The sequence below is a fragment of the Streptomyces sp. NPDC047971 genome, assembly GCF_040653355.1.
Taxonomy (GTDB): domain Bacteria; phylum Actinomycetota; class Actinomycetes; order Streptomycetales; family Streptomycetaceae; genus Streptomyces.
This window is the reverse complement of record NZ_JBEZNW010000073.1, coordinates 1-19,913: the sequence shown is the minus strand read 5'-3', so window position 1 is coordinate 19,913 and position 19,913 is coordinate 1. Positions and strand designations below refer to the sequence as shown.

Annotated in this window: 17 protein-coding genes and 1 pseudogene; 9 read left to right on the top strand and 9 right to left on the bottom strand. The window is 72.3% G+C overall.

From position 1 onward, the window contains the following. Both AB0D99_RS35025 and AB0D99_RS35020 read right to left on the bottom strand, forming a co-directional pair. A pseudogene (locus tag AB0D99_RS35025) lies at positions 1 to 94 on the bottom strand (DUF3151 family protein); the annotation flags it as partial. A 237-nt stretch (positions 95 to 331) separates the two neighbouring features. Further along, positions 332 to 772, bottom strand: coding sequence for a hypothetical protein (locus AB0D99_RS35020; RefSeq protein WP_362372052.1), 441 nt, complete (start codon positions 770 to 772; stop codon positions 332 to 334). Between AB0D99_RS35020 and AB0D99_RS35015 the strand changes: the two genes are divergently transcribed. The 5 genes from AB0D99_RS35015 (at position 762) to AB0D99_RS34995 (ending at position 5,541) form a co-directional block, all read left to right on the top strand. Next, positions 762 to 911 (top strand): hypothetical protein, encoded by a 150-nt coding sequence (locus tag AB0D99_RS35015; RefSeq protein ID WP_362372049.1) that lies wholly within the window; start codon positions 762 to 764, stop codon positions 909 to 911. The two genes, AB0D99_RS35020 and AB0D99_RS35015, sit on opposite strands and share 11 nt — an antisense overlap. A 402-nt stretch (positions 912 to 1,313) precedes the next feature. After that, positions 1,314 to 4,085: a nitrate- and nitrite sensing domain-containing protein gene (locus AB0D99_RS35010; protein WP_362372054.1), complete on the top strand. Its 2,772-nt coding sequence runs from the start codon at positions 1,314 to 1,316 to the stop codon at positions 4,083 to 4,085. Further along, positions 4,082 to 4,522 (top strand): roadblock/LC7 domain-containing protein, encoded by a 441-nt coding sequence (locus AB0D99_RS35005; protein ID WP_362372046.1) that lies wholly within the window; start codon positions 4,082 to 4,084, stop codon positions 4,520 to 4,522. The genes AB0D99_RS35010 and AB0D99_RS35005 overlap by 4 nt, the downstream gene beginning before the upstream one ends. A 13-nt stretch (positions 4,523 to 4,535) precedes the next feature. Beyond that, a complete protein-coding gene (locus tag AB0D99_RS35000) occupies positions 4,536 to 4,955 on the top strand; it encodes a DUF742 domain-containing protein (RefSeq protein WP_362372043.1) in 420 nt (139 codons plus the stop codon). Further along, complete coding sequence (locus AB0D99_RS34995) at positions 4,936 to 5,541, top strand: ATP/GTP-binding protein (protein ID WP_362372040.1); 606 nt, start codon at positions 4,936 to 4,938, stop codon at positions 5,539 to 5,541. Before AB0D99_RS35000 ends, AB0D99_RS34995 begins: the two co-directional genes overlap by 20 nt. A gap of 68 nt (positions 5,542 to 5,609) precedes the next feature. On the opposite strand, the gene AB0D99_RS34990 is transcribed toward AB0D99_RS34995, so the two are convergent. From AB0D99_RS34990 to AB0D99_RS34980, 3 genes are all read right to left on the bottom strand, one after another. Continuing rightward, on the bottom strand, positions 5,610 to 6,797 hold the full coding sequence (locus tag AB0D99_RS34990; RefSeq protein WP_362372037.1) for a lipid-transfer protein: 1,188 nt from the start codon (positions 6,795 to 6,797) through the stop codon (positions 5,610 to 5,612). Next, positions 6,794 to 7,258: a zinc ribbon domain-containing protein gene (locus tag AB0D99_RS34985; RefSeq protein ID WP_362372034.1), complete on the bottom strand. Its 465-nt coding sequence runs from the start codon at positions 7,256 to 7,258 to the stop codon at positions 6,794 to 6,796. The genes AB0D99_RS34990 and AB0D99_RS34985 overlap by 4 nt, the downstream gene beginning before the upstream one ends. 166 nt (positions 7,259 to 7,424) lie before the next feature. Further along, positions 7,425 to 8,234, bottom strand: coding sequence for a M15 family metallopeptidase (locus AB0D99_RS34980; RefSeq protein WP_362372032.1), 810 nt, complete (start codon positions 8,232 to 8,234; stop codon positions 7,425 to 7,427). On the opposite strand from AB0D99_RS34980, the gene AB0D99_RS34975 reads away from it, so the two are divergent. Beyond that, the gene (locus AB0D99_RS34975; RefSeq protein ID WP_362372029.1) at positions 8,233 to 8,802 is read left to right on the top strand and encodes an NUDIX domain-containing protein; all 570 of its coding nucleotides are present in this window, start codon (positions 8,233 to 8,235) and stop codon (positions 8,800 to 8,802) included. The two genes, AB0D99_RS34980 and AB0D99_RS34975, sit on opposite strands and share 2 nt — an antisense overlap. A gap of 188 nt (positions 8,803 to 8,990) precedes the next feature. On the opposite strand, the gene AB0D99_RS34970 is transcribed toward AB0D99_RS34975, so the two are convergent. Then, on the bottom strand, positions 8,991 to 11,345 hold the full coding sequence (locus AB0D99_RS34970; RefSeq protein WP_362372026.1) for a glycoside hydrolase family 31 protein: 2,355 nt from the start codon (positions 11,343 to 11,345) through the stop codon (positions 8,991 to 8,993). A gap of 216 nt (positions 11,346 to 11,561) precedes the next feature. Here AB0D99_RS34970 and AB0D99_RS34965 point away from each other — a divergent pair, with 216 nt between their 5' ends. After that, complete coding sequence (locus AB0D99_RS34965; protein WP_362372023.1) at positions 11,562 to 13,532, top strand: acetoacetate--CoA ligase; 1,971 nt, start codon at positions 11,562 to 11,564, stop codon at positions 13,530 to 13,532. A gap of 45 nt (positions 13,533 to 13,577) precedes the next feature. Here AB0D99_RS34965 and AB0D99_RS34960 read toward each other — a convergent pair whose 3' ends face one another. Further along, on the bottom strand, positions 13,578 to 14,897 hold the full coding sequence (locus tag AB0D99_RS34960) for an aminotransferase class I/II-fold pyridoxal phosphate-dependent enzyme (protein ID WP_362372020.1): 1,320 nt from the start codon (positions 14,895 to 14,897) through the stop codon (positions 13,578 to 13,580). A 47-nt stretch (positions 14,898 to 14,944) separates the two neighbouring features. Here AB0D99_RS34960 and AB0D99_RS34955 point away from each other — a divergent pair, with 47 nt between their 5' ends. Beyond that, positions 14,945 to 16,228: an MFS transporter gene (locus tag AB0D99_RS34955; RefSeq protein WP_362372017.1), complete on the top strand. Its 1,284-nt coding sequence runs from the start codon at positions 14,945 to 14,947 to the stop codon at positions 16,226 to 16,228. 22 nt (positions 16,229 to 16,250) lie between these two features. Then, on the top strand, positions 16,251 to 17,144 hold the full coding sequence (locus AB0D99_RS34950) for a hypothetical protein (protein ID WP_362372014.1): 894 nt from the start codon (positions 16,251 to 16,253) through the stop codon (positions 17,142 to 17,144). 64 nt (positions 17,145 to 17,208) lie between these two features. On the opposite strand, the gene ptsP is transcribed toward AB0D99_RS34950, so the two are convergent. Then, a complete protein-coding gene (ptsP, locus tag AB0D99_RS34945; RefSeq protein WP_362372011.1) occupies positions 17,209 to 18,879 on the bottom strand; it encodes a phosphoenolpyruvate--protein phosphotransferase in 1,671 nt (556 codons plus the stop codon). 83 nt (positions 18,880 to 18,962) lie between these two features. Next, positions 18,963 to 19,412 carry a PTS glucose transporter subunit IIA gene (locus AB0D99_RS34940; protein WP_362372008.1) on the bottom strand — a complete coding sequence of 150 codons (450 nt, stop codon included), beginning with the start codon at positions 19,410 to 19,412 and terminating at the stop codon, positions 18,963 to 18,965. Positions 19,413 to 19,913: the final 501 nt, after the last annotated feature.

The window sequence follows — 19,913 nt, the reverse complement described above, 5'->3', positions numbered from 1 at the left end:
GGTAGCCCGTACGGGCGTACGCGTAGGACTCGACGACACGACCTCCCTCGTACGCCTCGTCGGCGAGCTGGGCCCAGGCCAGCGAGGAGGTCGGCCGGCACGAACAGCGGGGCCTCCGCAGGTGAAGGGGAAACGTCGCGCGCCGGAGCCGCGCCTGCCCGGCACCACTTCCGGACGCCGGCCCAGGGCCGGCGCCATCGAAGCCCGCCCGGGGCCGGCGCCGTCGAAGCCCGCCCGGGGCTGGGCCCTCGAAGCGCGCCCTCGGACCCGGGCCCTCGAAGCGCGCCCCTGCCCGGCTCCGCCGACGCCCCGGTTCCGCCGACGCCCCGGCTCAGGCCGCTTCGGACAGGGCGCGCGCCTTCGCCCGCGCGGGGCTCTCGTCGCGCGCCTTCTCCGGGTCACGCACCGTCCCCGCTGCGCGGTTCGCCTGGTCGCCGCCCGTCGTCCCCGCTGTGCGGTTCCCGTGTTCGCCGCCCGTCGTCCGCGCCGTCGTCCCCGCTGTGCCGTTCCCCTGTTCGCCGCCTGCCGTCCGCGCCGCCGTCCGCGCGGCCTTCCGCTCCCTGCGCCGCTCGCGCCGCAGCTGGCGTGCCGTACTGCTGGGCTCCGACACCACACCGTTCCGCTGACGCCAGACCTGGCGCGTCACCCATACGTCGAGCACGCTCCACGTCGCCACGACCGTGCTGGCCACCGAGCCGAGCAGCATCGGAAACGCCAGCCAGGAGTCGGTGACCGCGCAGAAGAAGGCCACCATCGCCCATATGAGCGTCACCGACGTGAGCATCACGGCCCGCACGGCCGCGCTACGCACGGGATCCGGCATCCTGCGCCGGCCCTTCTCGTCATCCACCCACAACTGCCGTGGCGATCCCGCCTCGTGCACCATCGTCCTCGTCACTCCCCACCGCTGACCCGTCCTCAGGTGTGGCTGCCCGTCATGAGCCGCTTTACACGGACACACCCCGCCCCGTACGTAATGACGCCCGGAGAAGCGAAAAGGTTTCCCCTCGTTCGTACCGGAACGAACAGTTCCAGCCATCCGCCGTACCCCCACCAGCACGGCTCCGCCACGTGTCCTGCGCCACAGTGACGCATGCCAACTCCCTGAATACCGGGACATCTCATGATCAACGCTCACTCGCGAGGCTGAAAAACGTCCGGACGTGCCTTCGAGTTGGCTGTGATGCAGTAGTAGGCTCGCGCCGCCGTTTGTTGAATCCGATGGTTGACGCCATGTGTTGACGCTGTGAGTTGACGCCACGCGTCGCAAAGGAGGACCTCCGCGACGGGTGGAGGCCGAACTGGGGGAGGCCATGCGCTTTCGCGGGAAGTCCATCCGCCGGAAGATCGTGGCGTTGCTGCTGGTACCGCTCGTTTCCCTCACCGGACTCTGGGGTTTCGCGACGGTACTCACCGGCCGAGAGGCCGACCAACTCCTCGACGTGGGCTACATCGTCGAGAAGGTCGGCTACCCGATCGAGGACACCGCGCGCGTCATCCAGAAGGAGCGCCGCCAGTCCCTGATCTATCTGGCCGATCCGCGCGCCTCCGACGCCCTCACCACCCTGCGCGAGCAGCGCGAGGCCACCGACCGTCAGATCGCCCTCATCCGGCGGAACGCCGCGGACTCCGGTGTACGGGAGGAGATGCGTCCGCTCGCCTCGCAGCGGCTCGAATCGCTGCTGACGGCACTGGACGGTCTCGACGCGCTGCGCCGCTCCGTGGAGAACCGCAGCATCGGCCGCATGCAGGCGCTCGAGTTCTACAACCGGCTCGTCGACCCCTGCTACGGCTTCCTCATGACCCTCCACGCGCTCGAGAACGTGGAGATGGACAAGCAGGGCCGTGCCCTCGTCGGCATCACCCGGGGCCGCGAGGTGCTCTCCCGCGAGGACGCCCTGATCGTCTCGGCGTTGATCTCCGGGCGCGTCACGGCCCAGGAGCTCCGGGCGATCAGCGACCTCATCGCCCAGCGCAAGCAGTTCTACGAGGTGAACCTCGAGATCCTGCCCACCGTCGAACGGGAGAAGTTCGAGCGGTACTGGGGCAGCCCCGACACCGAGCCGCTGCGCCGGGCCGAAGAGGACCTGATCGCCGCCGGCCCCACCGAGAACCCGCGGACCATCACCACGGGACGCTGGGAGGAACGGGCGAACCCGGTCCTCGACGACCTGGCTCGGGAGAACACCGCCGCGGGCGACCGCTACCAGGAGCGCGTGCAGCCGGCCGCCTACAGCGTCCTGCTCAAGGCCGGCGTCGCCGGGGTCCTCGGCTTCCTCGCCCTGCTCGTCTCCGTCGTGGTCTCCGTACGGATCGGCCGCCAGCTCGTCCGCGACCTGCGCCGGCTGCGCAAGGAGGCCCAGGAGGTCTCCGGCGTGAGGCTGCCCAGCGTCATGCGCCGCCTCGCCGCCGGCGAACACGTCGACGTCGAGACCGAGGTACCGCAGCTGCGGTACGAGAAGGACGAGGTCGGCCAGGTCGGCCAGGCGCTCAACACCCTCCAGCGGGCCGCCGTCGAGGCCGCCGTGAAGCAGGCCGACATGCGCCGCGGCGTCGCCGAGGTCTTCGTCAACCTCGCGCGCCGCAACCAGGTGCTGCTGCACCGCCAGCTCACCCTCCTCGACACCATGGAGCGGCGCACCGAGGACACCGAGGAGCTCGCCGACCTCTTCCGGCTCGACCACATGACCACACGCATGCGCCGCCACGCCGAGGGCCTGGTGATCCTCTCCGGCGCCGCCCCCTCCCGTCAGTGGCGCAAGCCCGTCCAGCTCATGGACGTCGTCCGCGCGGCCGTCGCCGAGGTCGAGGACTACGAGCGGATCGAGGTGCGCCGCCTGCCCCGCCTCGGCGTGGGCGGCCCCGCCGTCGCCGACCTCACCCACCTCATCGCGGAACTCCTGGAGAACGCCACGGTGTTCTCACCCCCGCACACCGCCGTCCAGGTGCTCGGCGAGCGGGTCGCGAACGGCTTCACCCTGGAGATCCACGACCGTGGCCTCGGCATGAACGCCGACGCCCTGCTCGACGCGAACCTCCGGCTCGCCGAGACCCCCGAGTTCGAGCTCTCCGACACCGACCGCCTCGGCCTGTTCGTGGTCAGCCGGCTCGCCCAGCGCCAGAACGTCCGTGTCTCGCTGCAGCCTTCGCCGTACGGGGGGACCACCGCGGTCGTCTTCATCCCGGCCGTGCTGCTCACCGACGCGCCCGAGACGCAGGGCGCCGGCTTCCGCCTCGACCGCAAGACCCTGGACCGCGGGCTCGCGGACCGTGAGAACGGCGAGCAGCAGGGCCGGCGCCCCGCTCTCACCAAGGTGCAGGGCGGCGCCCCCCGGGCCACCGGAGCGACGCGCTCCGCGGCCTCCTCGCTCCTGGACGGTCCGCTCGACGGACCCGTGGAACTCGAACCGCCCCTCGGAACCTCCGGTTTCGAGGAGCTGCTCGACCCGTCCGCCGCGGACCTGGAGGACACCGAGAGCGAGCGCGGCGGCCTCTTCCGCCCCCGCGACCACCGCCGCGGCCTCACCGCGGCCCCGGGCGCCGAGCAGCATCAGCAGGCCCCGGACCAGACTCCGGAGCAGTCGTACGACCGGACGCCCGAGCGGGGCCCGGTGCCGCTGCCCAGGCGCCGTCCGCCGACGCTCGTCGTCGACCACGGTCGCCGGGTCGACGAACCGGGCCGGGGCCACCCCTCCGCCGGGCAGCCGCCGCAGGGACCGACGGGGACTCCGCGCACCCTGGTACCGGTGCCGCCCCACGGCCCGGTGCCCCCGGTCGAACCCGTACCCCCGGCGGGCCCGGTACCGCCGAACGGCGCCGCGCCGTCGGAGGGCCCCGCGCCGTTCGGCGGACTGCCCCGCCGGGTCCGCCAGGCGAGCCTCGCGCGCCAGCTGCGCGAGACGGGTGACAGGGACGAGGACAGGACCTCCGCCGGCGACACCGCCTCCGCCGGCACGGACTTCGAGCGCGACGCCGAGGAAGTGCGCAGCCGCATGGCCTCCATGCAGCGCGGCTGGCAGCGCGGACGACGGCAGAACGCCGAACCACCAGCACCAGGAACGACACCCGAGGGGGACGGTCGATGACCGCACCGAACGCCGCAGCAACGAACACCTCCGGAAGCGCCAACGGCGAGCTGAACTGGCTCCTCGACGAGCTGGTCCAGCGGGTCGGGTCGATCCGCAAGGCTCTCGTGCTGTCCAGCGACGGACTCTCCACCGGTGCCTCCGCCGATCTGACCCGCGAGGACGGCGAGCACCTCGCCGCCGTCGCCTCCGGCTTCCACAGCCTCGCCAAGGGCGTCGGCCGCCACTTCGAGGCGGGCAGGGTCCGGCAGACCGTCGTGGAGCTGGAGGACGCGTTCCTCTTCGTCACGGCGGCGGGTGACGGCAGCTGCCTCGCCGTGCTCGCGGACGCCGACTCGGACGTCGGCCAGGTCGCCTACGAGATGACACTGATGGTCAAGCGGGTCGGCGTCCACCTCGGCACGGCCCCGCGCTCCGGATCGTCCGCCGGAGGGTGAGTGGGGGGAGACCATGACTGACGGCACGACCGACGCGGCCCCGCAGGACCGCACGCAGGGCCACCACTGGTTCGACGACGACGCCGGGCCGGTGGTCCGTCCGTACGCGATGACCCGCGGCCGGACCAGCGCCGCGACCCGTCATCGCCTCGATCTGATCGCCGTGGTGGTGCCGGAGCCCGCCGCGGACGACCCCGGCCGCGACCAGACGCTCTCCCCGGAACATGTGGAGATCGTCGAACGCTGCTCGGACGCACCGCAGTCGATCGCCGAACTCGCCGCCGGACTCGACCTCCCCGTCGGGGTGGTCCGGGTGCTCGTCGGCGATCTCGTCGAGGACGAACTCGTCCATGTGACCCGCCCCGTTCCGCCGGCCGAGCTGCCGGACGTGAGCATTCTCCGCGAGGTGATCAATGGCCTTCGGGCGCTCTAGCCACAAGAAGCCCTTCGTCGAACCGGTGACGCTGAAGATCCTGGTCGCGGGTGGCTTCGGGGTGGGCAAGACGACGCTGGTCGGCGCCGTCAGCGAGATCAGGCCGCTGCGGACCGAGGAGGTCCTGAGCGAGGCCGGCCGACCCGTCGACGACCTCCACGGCGTCGAGAACAAGTCCACCACCACGGTCGCGATGGACTTCGGTCGGATCACCCTCCGCGAGGACCTGGTCCTGTACCTCTTCGGCACGCCCGGCCAGGACCGCTTCTGGTTCCTGTGGGACGAGCTCGCCCAGGGCGCGCTCGGGGCGGTCGTCCTGGCGGACACGCGTCGCCTGGAGGACAGCTTCGCCGCGATCGACTACTTCGAGCGGCGCGGCATCCCGTTCACGGTGGCGGTCAACTGCTTCGAGGGCGCGTCGCGGTTCCCCGCGGAGAGCGTCCGCGGCGCACTCGACCTCGACCCGGAGGTCGAGCTGCTGATGTGCGACGCGCGTGACCGGGAGTCCGTGAAGAACGTCCTCGTCGCCGTCGTCGAGCACGCCCTGGTCCTGGCGGACCACGGCGCCACGCCCGTCGCCACCTGACCCCGACCGGGGCGGTGGCGCGGCGCGCGGCCAGGGATCGGCGCGGCGGGGTGCCGGAGAGGCTGTTCTCAGCGCACGGCCACCACCGCCGAGCCGTGCCCGAACAGCCCCTGGTTCGCGGTGATCCCGACCCGCGCGCCGTCCACCTGACGGCCGCCCGCCGTGCCCCGCAGTTGCCAGGTGAGCTCACAGACCTGGGCGATGGCCTGGGCGGGCACGGCCTCGCCGAAGGACCCGAGGCCCCCGCTGGTGTTGACCGGGACGCGGCCGCCGAGCGCCGTGGCCCCTTCCCGTACCAGCTTCGCGCCCTCGCCGACGGCGCACAGGCCGAGGTCCTCGTACCACTCCAGCTCCAGCGCGGTGGAGAGGTCGTAGACCTCCGCCAGCGACAGGTCCTCGGGGCCGATCCCCGCCTCCTCGTACGCCGCCCGGGCGATCGACGCCCGGAAGGAGTCCGCGGCGGGGGAGACCGCCGCGGCCGAGTCGGTCGCGATGTCCGGCAGGTCGAGCACCGCCTTGGGGTACGTCGGCGTGATGGTGGAGACCGCCCGGATACGGACGGGGTCCGGGTGCCCGTTCCGGCGGGCGAAGTCCATGCTGGAGAGCACCAGGGCGGCGCCCCCGTCGGAGGTGGCGCAGATGTCGAGCAGCCGGAGCGGGTCGGCGACGACGGCCGAGGCGGCGACCTCCTCGGCGGACACCGCCTTGCGGTAGCGGGCGAGCGGATTGAGCGCGCCGGCCGCCGCGTTCTTCACCTTGACCTCGGCGAAGTCGTCCACGGTGTCCCCGTACAGCGCCATCCGGCGGCGTGCGTAGAGCCCGAAGTAGGCGGGGTTGGTCGCCCCGAGCACCCGGAAGCGCAGCCAGTCGGGATCGTCGGGCCGCTCCCCGCCCGCGGGGGCGAAGAAGCCCTTGGGCGCCGAGTCGGCGCCGACGACCAGGACCACGTCGGCCAGTCCGGCGAGGATCTGGGCCCGCGCGGCGCCGACCGCCTGCGCCCCGGAGGCGCAGGCCGCGTAGACGCTGGTGACGCGTGCCCCCTGCCAGCCGAGCGCCTGGGCGAAGGTCGCCCCCGCGACGAATCCCGGGTACCCGCAGCGCACGGTGTCGGCGCCGACCACCGACCCGACGTCCTGCCAGCTCAGCCCGGCGTCCGCGAGCGCGGCGCGGGCCGCGGCCGTCCCGTACTCGACGAAGCTGCGGCCCCACTTGCCCCAGGGGTGCATCCCGGCCCCCAGGACGGCGATGTCGTTCATGACCGCTCCTCCGCCACGCGCGCGTGCACCGGCTTCCAGTGCCAGGTGGTCCAGATGTGGGCGTCGTCCTCGTTGAGCACTCCCGGGACCACCTCGACCTCCATGCCGACGGCGAGGTCCGCGGTCCGGACCCCGGGCGCCGCCTGTCCGAGCACCACCATCGCCTCGGCCGCCAGCTCCACCGCGACCAGGGTGTACGGGTCCCAGGGCGCGTCGGGATCGGAGACGTAGGGCGCGGGCGGGCGGTAGCGGCCGTCGGTGTACGACCAGACGCGGCCGCGCCGGGAGAGCGGGGTCTCGACGAGATCCCCGCCGCCCGGACAGCCGGGGTTGCGGCACCAGGAGTCCTCGCGGGGGAAGAACACCGAGGAACATGCCGTACAGCGGGTGCCGAGCAGCCGGAACTCCCCGCCGTCGTCCGTGAACCATCCGGCCACCACCGGTCTGCGCGCGCGTGCCACGAAGGCCCTCCCCGACTCCGGAACTCATGGGATCTGACGAAGCGTCAGGATTCTGTCATGGATGCCGACGGCTGAGAACCGTACGGGCCGTTGTCGCGTCCCTACGTACGGAACAAGCGGCCGGGACCGACGGGGGTGGTCCCGGCCGCTCGTCCTCGGACAGGGATCAGTGACCCGCCACCGACCTCCGCGCCACGGGGAAGTCGAACAAGGTGCTCGGGAACGGCTCCGGCTTGAACGTGAAGTGCCACCACTCCTCGGGCAGGTTCACGAACCCCTGCTCCGCCAGCGTCCCCTTCAGCAGCTGCCGATTGGCCCGCTGCGCGCCCTGTATCCGAGGGTCGTCGGTGTGCGAGAGCGTGTCGAAGCAGTCGAAGCCCGTGCCCATGTCGACGGAGTTGTCGGGGAAGCGCAGGGCCTGCGGGGCGTAACACTCCACCAGCGTCTCGCCCGGCACGTACGGGCGGGTGGGCGCGGCCGGCAGCTTCACGATCGTCAGGTCGACCGTCGAGCCGCGGCTGTGCCCGGACTTCTCCGCGATGTAACCGTCCGCGAAAAGCCTCGACTTGTCGACCTGGGGATAGAACTCCCGCTTCATCTCCTCGTCCTGGAGGTCCTTCGCCCACCGCACGAAGTGGTCGACGGCCCGCTGCGGCCGGTAGCAGTCGTAGACCTTCAGCGAGTAGCCCCGCGCGAGCAGCTTCACCTGCGCGCGGTGCAGCGCCTCGGCGGCCGGACGGGTCAGGATGCACAGCGGCTGCCGGTACCCGTCGACCTTCTCGCCCACGAAGTTGTGCTCCGTGGTGTAGCGCATCTCCTGAATGATCGTCCGGTCCACCGAACTCAGCGCCACGAACTCCTTCGGCGCCTTCGGCTCCGGCCCGGCCTGCGCGGACGGTACGGCGGCGGTGGCGGCGAGCAGACCGGCGGACGCCAGCACACCGACGGTACGGAATACGGAAGCAAGTCCTCTCATGTGCACCGTCTATCAGTTCCGCCGGGCACGGGAAAGAGTGATCGCGTACGGTCCTGCCGTGAAGGACACCTACTGCTCCAGCTGCGGCGCCCGTTACGCCGAGACCGTCGACTGGCCCCGCGTCTGCTCCGCCTGCGGCGCCGTCGCCTACCGCAATCCGCTGCCCGTCGCCATCGCCCTGCTCCCCGCGACGGACGCGCGGGGAACGGGACTTGTCGTCATCACACGCACCATCGAACCCGCCAGGGGCGAAGTCGCGCTCCCCGGCGGCTTCATCGACCACGGCGAGGACTGGCGCGACGCCGTCGTCCGCGAGCTGCGCGAGGAGACGGGGATCGAGGCACCGGCGCAGGACGTCCGGCTCGCCGACGCCCTCAGCTCCCCGGCAGGTCACCTCCTCCTCTTCGGCCTGCTCCCGCCCCGCCCGGCCGCCGAACTACCGCCCTCCGTCCCCACGGACGAGACCACCGGATGGCACCTGCTCCACGCCCCGGCAGAACTGGCCTTCCCCCTCCACACGGAGGCGGTACGACGCTGGTTCGCGGGGAGCTACGCGCACGGAACCTGAGGAACTCCGTCCGGGCCCTCGGCACCCGAGGACCCACCGTCCGGGCCCTCGGCACCCGAGGGCCCGGACCCTCCGGCCCTCCGAGACCCGCGGGCCCCGGACCTCAGAGCCCCCGGACCTCAGGCCCCCAACCCCCGGGTCCCCGAGGCATCCAACGGACCGGGAGGAACCGCCGGCCCCGAAGGCCCTCACTCCGCCAGGCCCCGCACCCGCACCGGCAGCGCCACCTCCTCCGCACCCCCGTCCGTCACCCGCTCCACCACCACCCGGCCGTCCACGAGCCGCGACGCGTACCGCTCGATCTCCGCCTTCTCCCAGCCGTCCCCGGCGTCCCGCACGACGAGCCCACCCCCCGTCCTTCCGGCCGCCGGCGCCCACACCTCCAGTGCGAGCCCCCCGTCCGCGCCCCGCACGGGAATCACCGCACCCGCCCGCGCGAGCACCGGGATGCGGGACGGAGGCGCGTCGAGGAGCACCTGCCCCGGTCCCTCGTACGCGCGCCCCGTCGCCGTGTCGTACCACCGGCCGCGCGGCAGCCGCACCGCGCGCCGGTCCGCGCCACGCGCGAGGACCGGCGCCACCAGCAGCGCGTCGCCCACCAGGAACGCGTCCTCGCAGTCCCGCAGGGCCCGGTCCTCCGGAGCCCCCCACCACACCGGCCTGATGTACGGCGCCCCGGTCAGCCGGGCCAGGTGGGAGAGCGTGACGAAGTACGGGCGCATCCGCTCCCGCTCGGCCAGAGCCACGCGCGCGTGCTCCAGGACCTCGGCGCCGAACTCCCACGGCTCACGCCGCCCCGCGTCGATCGCCGAGTGGGTACGGAACAGCGGCAGCCACGCCCCCAGCTGGAACCACCGCAGGAACAGCTCGGGCGACGGGCTCCCGTCGAAGCCGCCGACATCCGGACCCGAGTACGGCACCCCGCAGAGCCCCAGCCCCAGCACCAGCGACAGGGACGCGCGCAGCCCCGGCCAGCCGGTCGACACGTCACCGGACCAGGTCCCGCCGTACCGCTGCATCCCGGCCCAGCCCGAGCGCGAGAAGAGGAAGGGGCGCTCGTCCGGCCGCAGCCGGCGCAGCCCCTCGTACCCGGCCCGCGTCATCGCCAGCCCGTACACGTTGTGCGCCTCGCGATGGTCGCCGCCCCTCCCCTCCAGGGCGTGCCGCGACGAGCGCGGCAGTGTCTGGTCCCCGAAGGGGGAGAAGGAGACCGGCTCGTTCATGTCGTGCCAGAACCCGGCGAAGCCCTGCGCGAGCCGCTCCTCGTACAGACCGCCCCACCACTCCCGTACCGCCGGATCGGTGAAGTCCGGATAGGCGCACTCGCCGGGCCAGACCACCCCGTGGACCTCGTTCCCGCGCCCGTCGCGGACGAACGCGCCGGCAGCCGAACCGGTGTCGTACACCGCGTTCCCCGGCTCCGCCTTCACCGCCGGGTCCACGATCGACACCAGCCGCACCCCCCGCTCCCGCAGCTCTCCCGCGAGCCCGGGCAGATCGGGGAACCGGTCGCGGTCCACCGTGAACACCCGGTGCGCGTCGTAGTGGTCGATGTCCAGGTGGAGCACGGACAGCGGAAGCCCCCGGTCGCGGTAGCCGTCCGCCACCCGCCGTACCTCCTTCTCGCTCCCGAAGCCCCACCGCGCGTGCTGGGGCCCGAGCGCCCAGGACGGCGGCAGCGCCGGCGCGCCCGTCAGGGCGGCCCAGCCGTGCAGCACGCGCGCGGGGGTGCCCACCACGACCCAGCAGCGCAGCGGCCCGCCACCCATCCGGACCTCGCTCGTCCCGGGCCGGTCATGGCCGGAACCCGCGCCCTCCTCACCCTCGGCGAGGGCGACGCGGCCGTCCCAGGGGTTGTCGTGGAAGGCCAGGTGCGTGCCCGCGTCCGAGACGACGAACTGCACCGGCATCGTGATGTACAGCGGATCGTCGCCGGGGGAGAAGCTCCCCTTGGGGTCGGTGTTCCACAGCCGGTACGAACCGTCGCGCAGCCGCGGCCCCGACGCCCGCCCGCCGAGCCCGAAGAACCGCGCGTCCGCCGGCACCTCGCTCCGCTGCACCCAGCGCGCCGGCCCACCCGCGACCGGCTCCCACCAGCGCGGCGGCAGCTCCCGGCGCAGCACCACCCCACCGGGCGTACGGACCTCCACCGCGCCGTTCCGGGACACCGCGACCGTCACCCGCTCCGACACCACCCGCCAACCGCCGTCGGTGTCCGGCTCGAGCCCGGCCCGCGGGTCCGGCTCGGGCGGCTCGCCGGCCAGCGCGTACGACGGGAGCGGCTCGGCCCCGTCCCACCCCCAGAAGACGGTGCCCCCGGCCGACACGATGATCCGCAGCTCGGAACGGGCGAACCGGATGATTCCCCCGCCCGGCAGCGGTTCCGCCTCGCCCACCGGGCCCGGCACCCGGGCCCGCTCCGCCCCTCTCGGCGGCAACCCCCACGCATCCGTCCGACGCTGCCGCCACGCCGAGCGCACCGCCCGCAACCCCTGCACCGATCCGAACACCCTCACCGAACGCACCAGCTCACGACCGTCCATGCGGCTCACCCTGCCATTGGGCGAGGCCCCCGCGCGGTTCGTTCAACTGGCGTTCACCCGTGGTGGGAGCACATATTCAGCCGTCCGACCATGGGCGGGGAGACCTGGTGCGAAAGACGATCACATGGCATCGTCCCTGTCAGCCGCGTCACGCGCACACCCCAGCACGTGCGCGCGACACACGCAGACCCGCGTACGCCCAGGGAGAGCCGCCCCATGACATCAGCGCACACCGAGCCCCTCTGGCAGCCGGACGAGGAACGCATCGCCTCCGCGGCGGTCACCCGCTTCCAGTCCTGGGCCGCCGAGCGCCACGGAGCCCCGGCCGAGGGCGGATACCCGGCCCTGCACAGCTGGTCGGTGGATGAGCTCGAGTCGTTCTGGCAGGCCGTGGCCGAGTGGTTCGACATCCGCTTCTCCACCCCGTACGAGCGCGTCCTCGGCGACCGCTCCATGCCCGGCGCCGAGTGGTTCCCGGGAGCCTCCCTCAACTACGCCGAACACGCCCTGCGCGCCGCCACCGAGCGCCCCCACGATCCGGCCCTGCTCCATGTGGACGAGACACATGAGCCGCGCCCGATCAGCTGGGCCGAGCTGCGCCGCCAGGTCGGCTCGCTCGCCGCCGAGCTCCGCGCCCTGGGCGTCCGCCCCGGCGACCGCGTCAGCGGGTACCTCCCCAACATTCCCGAGGCCGTCACCGCACTCCTCGCGACGGCCGCCGTCGGCGCGGTGTGGACCTCCTGCGCCCCCGACTTCGGCGCGCGCAGCGTCCTGGACCGCTTCCAGCAGGTGGAGCCGGTCGTCCTGTTCACGGTCGACGGCTACCGCTACGGCGGCAAGGAGCACGACCGCCGTGAGACGGTCGCGGAACTGCGCGCGGAACTCCCCACGCTCCGCGCCGTGGTCCACATCCCCCTCCTGGGCACCGAGCCGCCCGAGGGAGCACTGGCCTGGGCGGACCTCACCTCGGCCGACGTCGAGCCGGTCTTCGAGCAGGTGCCGTTCTCCCACCCGCTGTGGGTGCTCTACTCCTCCGGCACGACGGGCCTGCCCAAGGCGATCGTGCAGTCCCAGGGCGGCATCCTGATCGAGCACCTCAAGCAGCTCGGACTGCACTGCGACCTGGGCCCGCGGGATGTGTTCTTCTGGTACACCTCCACCGGCTGGATGATGTGGAACTTCCTCGTCTCCGGCCTGCTCACCGGCACCACCGTCGTCATCTACGACGGCAGCCCGGGCTACCCCGACACGGGCGCGCAGTGGCGCGTGGCCGAACGGACCGGGGCGACGCTGTACGGCACCTCCGCCGCGTACGTCATGGCCTGCGCCAAGGCGGACGTCCACCCGGCGCGGGACTTCGACCTCTCGGCGATCAAGTGCGTCGCGACCACCGGCTCCCCGCTGCCTCCCGACGGCTTCCGCTGGCTGCACGACGAGGTCCGCGAGGACCTGTGGATCGCCTCCGTCAGCGGCGGCACGGACGTCTGCTCGTGCTTCGCGGGAGCGGTCCCGACCCTTCCCGTCCACATCGGCGAGCTCCAGGCCGCCGGCCTCGGCACGGACCTGCAGTCCTGGGACCCGTCCGGCAAGCCGCTGGTCGGGGAGGTCGGCGAACTGGTCGTCACCAACCCGATGCCGTCCATGCCGATCCACTTCTGGAACGACCCGGACGGCAGCCGCTACCGCGACAGCTACTTCGAGATGTTCCCCGGAGTCTGGCGTCACGGTGACTGGATCACCATCACGGACCACGGCTCGGTCGTCATCCACGGACGCTCCGACTCGACCCTGAACCGCCAGGGCGTACGGATGGGCAGCGCGGACATCTACGAGGCCGTCGAACGCCTCCCCGAGATCCGCGAATCCCTCGTCATCGGCCTGGAGGAGCCGGACGGCGGCTACTGGATGCCGCTCTTCGTGCACCTCGCGGACGGTGCGACGCTGGACGAGGCGCTGATCGACCGCATCAAGCGGACGATCCGCACCGAACTCTCCCCGCGCCACGTCCCCGACGACATCATCGAGGTGCCGGCCGTCCCGCACACCCTCACGGGCAAGCGCATCGAGGTCCCGGTCAAGCGACTGCTCCAGGGAACCCCGATGTCCAAGGCGGTCAACCCGGGCTCGGTCGACAACGTGGGCCTGCTCGCCTTCTACGAGAAGCTGGCACGCGACCGGGCGAAGTAGCCCCTGCCGTAGGGGGACGCCTTCCCGTCCCCCTACGGGCGGCCACTACCCGCCGTACGTCGCCTGGGCCTCGCCCAGCACGTCGGCGAAGTCCGCGGCCAGCCGTCCCGCGGCCTCCACCCCGAGAGCCGCCGTGGTGATCCGGACCGCCGTCGGCGTCGCGATGCGGAACCGCGCCCCGGCCGCCACCCACCACCCCCGCGTCCTCAGCCCGTTGACCACGGCCGACTCGTCCCGCACCGGCACCCACACGTTCAGCCCGCTCGCCCCGACCGCCGCGATCCCCTGTCCCGCCAGCGCGTCGATCAGCGCCGCGCGCCGCGAGGCGTACGCCGCCTCGCCGGCCGCCACCAGTCGAGCCACGGCCGGGTCGGCGAGCAGTCCGGCCGCCGTCTCCTGCAGGACGTGACTGACCCAGCCGGACGTCATCAGCATCCGTCCGTCGTGCCGGGCCAGCGTCGCCGCGTCACAGGCGAGCCCGGCCCACCGGAGATCGATCCCCAGGTGCTTGGACGCGGTCCGCACCTGTGCCCAGCGTTCCAGACCCGCCGCGGCCAGGGTGAAGGCCGGCGCCCCGGCGATGTCGGCGTTGTGGTCGTCCTCGATCACGAGGACCGCGGGGAACTCCCCGAGCACCGCCACCAGTTCGTCCCGCCGCGCCTCGGTGAGGAACGCACCCGTCGGGCACTGTCCCCTCGGGCTGCACACCACCGCTCGCACACCGGCCCGCAGTGCCGTCCGCAGGGCGTCGGGCACCAGGCCCTCGCCGTCCACGGCGACCGGAACCATCCGCAGCCCCAAGGCCGGCACCAGGTCCAGCAGATGGTGGAACCCGGGATCCTCCACCGCCACCGCGTCCCCCGGCCGCAGCTCGGTGGAGAGCAGGCGCGCGATGCAGTCCAGCGCGCCGTGCGCGAACGTCACATGGTCGGTCGGCACACCGTCCCGCTCGAACCAGGCCCGGGCCAGCTCCTCCAGGGCCGGCAGCCGGGGCGACGCGCGGTGCGATCCGTGCACCGGCGGTACGAGGGCGGGCGGCCGTAGCTCCGGCAGGAACGCGGGGTCGGGATGGCCGCCCGCCAGGTCCACCAGACCGGCGGGGACCCGGGGCGGCCGACGCGAGGCCACCGAGGGGGCCTCCGCGACCACGGTCCCACCCCGCCCGCGCGTCATCACGACGCCCCGCTGCCGCAGTTCCTTGTAGGCGGTGGCGACGGTCCCCGGACTGACGCCGAGCTCGTCCGCGAGCCGGCGCACCGGAGGCAGCGCGTCCCCCGGCCCGAGCCCGCCCTCGGTCACGGCCTGTTCGACGGACGCGGCAATGCCCTTGGCCGTCGTCCCCACGATCGAATATTGTGTTGCCACGTACTGAACTATGTATCAATACAAAGCTCAGGTCAAGGGGGAACCGAGTGAGCCGTCCGACGCCATGGCACCGCACCGTCCTCACCCGCATACCAGGCGGCCGCGACGGCCGCCGCATGCTCCTCGTCAGCATCATCGACAAGACCGGCACCGGCCTCTGGGCCGGCTGCACCGTCCTCTACTTCACCTACGTCTCCGGACTCGGCCTCGGCCAGGTCGGCCTCCTCATGACGATCTCCGGAGGCGTCGGCATCGCCGGCGCCCCGCTCGCCGGACGCCTCGCCGACCGCTTCCCGCTCGTCCGGATCATCGTCGGCGCCCAACTCATGCGGGGCGCCGCCCTCCTCGCCCTCCTGACCACCGACGACTTCCTGCTGCTCACGCTCTACTCCGCCCTCGGAGCCCTCCCCGACCGCGCCGGCAGCGTCCTCATCAAGCTGTACGCGGCCCGCCTCGCCGGATCCGACCGCGTCCGCTACCAGGCCATCCAGCGCACCACCGTCAACATCGGCTGGTCCATCGGCGGCCTCGGCGCCGCGGCAGCCCTCGCCTCGGGCAGCGACCACGCCTACCCCGTGCTCCTCATCGGCAACGTCGCCACCTACCTCGTCATCGCCGCCCTCACCCTGCGCTGCGCCGAACCCCCCGCCCCCTCCCGCGTCGCCGCCACCTCCACCGCGGCGGACACCGGCAAGACCACCACGTCCACGAACCCTTGGCGCGACCGCCGCTTCCTCGCCTACACGGCCACCGACGCCGCCCTCTTCCTCGACGACACGATCCTCCAGGTCGCCATCCCCCTCTGGATCGTCCACGCCACGACGGCGCCCGTCGGCCTCGCCCCGCTGCTCCTGGTCCTCAACACCGTCCTCGTCGTCCTCTTCCAGGTCCCACTGGCCCGGTTCGGCGCCGACGCCCGGGCGGCCCGGCGCCTCCTCGTCCCGCTCACCGGCCTCTTCGTCATCGGCACCCTCGCCCTCGCCGCCTCCGCGGCCGGCGGACGGACCCTGGCCGTCACAGCACTCGTCGTCGCCGTCATCGCCCTCACCTTCGCCGAGGTCGTCCACGCCACCTCCTCCTGGGAGCTGTCCGTCGCCCTGGCCCCCGCCGAAGCCCAGGGCGCCTACCTCGGCGTCCACGGGCTCGCCCAGTCCACCCAGCGATTCGCCGGCCCCCTCCTCGTCACCGGCGTCATGAGCGCGGGCGCCCTCGCCTGGCCCCTCCTCGGCCTCGGCCTCGTCGCCGCCGGCGCGGCGCAGCACCGCATCATCCGCGACCGGACCACCGAACCGTCACTGTCAGTGACATCAACTACGGTGAGTGAGCACTGAAAGACAGCGCCCAGGGGGAGACATGACACGCCACGGCACCACGACCCTGCGCCGCGCACTGCGCCGCGAAGTCCCCAGCACCGTCGGACTCCTCGCCGACGAGGACGACTTCACCGCCATGCGCCGGTACGGCACCTTCGCCTTCGACGACCACGCGACCTACCTCCACCAGATCGAGGGCCTGCTCAAGGCACTCGCCGGCCAGGGCGGACACACCACCGTCGCCCTCTTCGACCCCGAGGAGTACGCGCAGTACTGCGAGGACACCGGTCTCGACCCGGACCGCCCCGCCAGCCGCAGCCGCTTCACCGCCGAACTGGCCGCCACCGGCGCCCGCATCCCCTATACCGGCCAACCCATGGCCACCCTCGTCCCGACCCTCATCGACGCTGCCGTCCGCCGCGCCACCTGGGAATACGCCGCCATGCTCCTCACCGACACCGGAGACTGCGGCGACTGCGGACAGGACATCGGCCGCTCCGCCTTCGACCGGGCCTCCCACCTGCTCATGCGCCTCCTCGAAGCCGCCGGACACGGCACCCACCACCTCGTCTGCAGCGTCCCCGCCGCCGACGAACAACTCCTCGCGGCCCTCCACGCCCGACGGGACCAGGACGGACCCGCCGACATCGACAGCGGCGCCGCGGCCGAGTTCGCCACCGTCCTCGCCGCCGGCATCGCACACGACAGCCCCGGGGGAGTGGTCCTGCGCACCACCAACCCAGGAGCACGCGACCGCCTCCACGGCTGGCGCCTGCACGAGGGCACACTCCACCCCCTCACCGAAGCCGAGGTGTTCAGCGCCTACTGCACCGACGCCCACACCGGAGAACCCCTCCCGCCCGAACCCGACGTCGACTACCGCGCCGGCTTCCCCGTCACCCCCGAGGACGACGACTGGCCCGACCACCGCTGACGCCGAAGGGGCTCCCCGCCACACACGTGACGGGAAGCCCCTCCGACAACACGACGTACCGGGATCACTCCCCGGACAGCACCGCCTGCGCGGCCACCCGGGCCTCCTCGGCCGTGTCCGCCGCGCGCGCCGCGGCCGCGGCACGCTCGCACTGCGCCAGCGTGTACTTCGCGAGCGTCGCCCGCACATAGGGAATCGACGCGGCACCCATCGACAGAGAGGTGACACCCAGACCCGTCAGCACACAGGCCAGAAGCGGATCCGCGGCGGCCTCACCACAGACACCACAGCTCTTGCCCTCGGCCTTGGCCGCCTCGGCGGACAGCGCGACGAGGTCGAGCAGCGCCGGCTGCCACGGGTCCTGCAGCCGCGACACGGCCCCGACCTGACGGTCGGCGGCGAAGGTGTACTGCGCCAGGTCATTGGTGCCCAGCGACAGGAACTCCACCTCCTGCAGGATCGAACGCGCCCGCAGAGCGGCGGAGGGAATCTCCACCATCGCGCCGAACTTCGCCCGCAGCCCCGCCTCACGGCACGCGTCGGCGAAGGCCTTCGCGTCCGTACGGTCGGCCACCATCGGCGCCATGACCTCCAGGTACACCGGCAGGCCCTCGACGGCCTTCGCCAGCGCCGTCAGCTGCGTCCGCAGCACCTCGGGGTGGTCGAGCAGCGAACGCAGACCCCGCACACCCAGTGCCGGGTTCGGCTCGTCCGCCGGCGTCAGGAAGTCGAGCGGCTTGTCCGCACCGGCGTCCAGCACCCGCACCACCACACGGCCCTCGGGGAACGCCTCGAGCACCTTGCGGTACGCCTCGATCTGCTTCTCCTCCGACGGCGCCTTCTTGCTGTCGTCGAGGAAGAGGAACTCCGTGCGGAACAGACCGACACCCTCGGCGCCGGCCTCCACCGCCGCCGGCACGTCGGCAGGACCACCGACATTGGCCAGCAGCGGCACCTTGTGCCCGTCCGAGGTCGCGCCCGGACCACTGGACGCGGCCAGCGCGGCCTTGCGCTCCGCCGCGGCAGCCGTCATCCGCTCCTTACGCTCGTCGGTCGGCTCCACGAAGATCTCGCCCGTGGAACCGTCCACCGCGATGATCGTGCCCTCGCCGATCTCACCGGCGCCCGGCAGCGCCACGACGGCCGGCACACCCAGCGCCCGCGCGAGAATCGCGCTGTGGCTGGTCGGCCCGCCCTCCTCCGTCACGAAACCCAGCACCAGCGTGGGGTCGAGCAGCGCCGTGTCCGCGGGAGCCAGGTCCCGCGCGATCAGCACGTACGGCTCGTCGCTGTCCGGCACACCCGGCATCGGCACGCCCAGCAGACGCGCGACGATGCGGTTCCGCACGTCGTCGAGGTCGGCCACCCGTCCGGCCATGTACTCACCCGCGCCCGCGAGAAGCTCGCGGTAGTGGGAGAAGGCGTCGTAGATACCGCGCTCTGCCGTGCTGCCGACGGCGATCCGACGGTCGACGTCGGCGATGAGCTCCGGGTCCTGAGCGATCATCGCCTGGGCCTCCAGCACGTGCTGTGCCTCGCCCCCGGCCAGATTGCCGCGCGCAATCAGGTCGGCAGCCACAGCTTCCACGGCCTGGCGGGCGCGCCCCTGTTCGCGCTCCGCCTCTTCGGCGGGAATCTGCTTGGCCGGCGGTTCCAGAACCGCCGTGCCCATGTGCCGGACCTCGCCGATCGCCACTCCGTGGCTGACGCCGACGCCTCGCAGCGTTGTCTCCATCTCACCCGTCTCCGATAGAGCGGCGGCATCGAGCCGCCGCGATGAATGTCGTGCTCGTGGTCGTCACGAGGACGACTCCGGCCTCAGTTCCAGCTGAAGAGCTGGTCGTCGGCCTTCACGTCGCCGCTGTCGACGACATCGGAGAGAGAGTCGGCGGTGGCCTCCAGGGCCACGACGGGGCAGATGGGGGACTTGCCGGCGGCCTCGACCTCGGCCGGGTTCCAACGAACGACGGCCTGTCCCCGCGTCACGGTGTCCCCCTTGTTCACCAGCAGCTCGAAGCCCTGCCCGTTGAGCTGAACGGTGTCGATCCCGAGGTGGGTCAGCACGCCGTGGCCTTCGCCGTCGACGACGACGAAGGCATGGGGGTGCAGAGAGACGATGACGCCGTCGACCGGGGACACGGCCTCCGACGGCTCACGTACGGGGTCGATGGCGGTGCCGGGCCCGACCATCGCGCCGGAGAAGACCGGGTCGGGTACAGCGGCGAGACCGATGGCGCGTCCAGCGAGTGGCGACGTCACGGTTGTCATGGGAAGCCTCCCAGGGGCGGAGATTGTGTGGCGCCGTCACTACCTGTCCTGGACGGCGTACTGTTCAGAAGCGTATGTCATACGAAGTCCTAGTTCCGCACGGGACGTACCAGTTGGCGGACCTAGGGACTAGCCGGAAACGATTTGCCTCTACTGACGGTGGGATGTACTGTCGTACTCCTGCCTGACCCCAACGCGACTTTGAGTCGTGGGTCGGCAGCACCTATCAAGCCAGATCCTAACCCCAGTGGTCTACACCTCTGCATGTCCGCGGAGAGGTGGTCAAGGGGAGTGAAAAAGCCTGGTAGTGTTTGACCCCGCCGCAAGGGAAAGCGCGAAAAGCGAATTCCGGAAACGGCAAGCCCGCTCCAGCGGGTGGCAGAAACGGAAATCGGATCTGCTAAGCTGGAAACACGAAAGACCGAAGGGAAAAGCCCGGAGGAAAGCCCGAGAGGGTGAGTACAAAGGAAGCGTCCGTTCCTTGAGAACTCAACAGCGTGC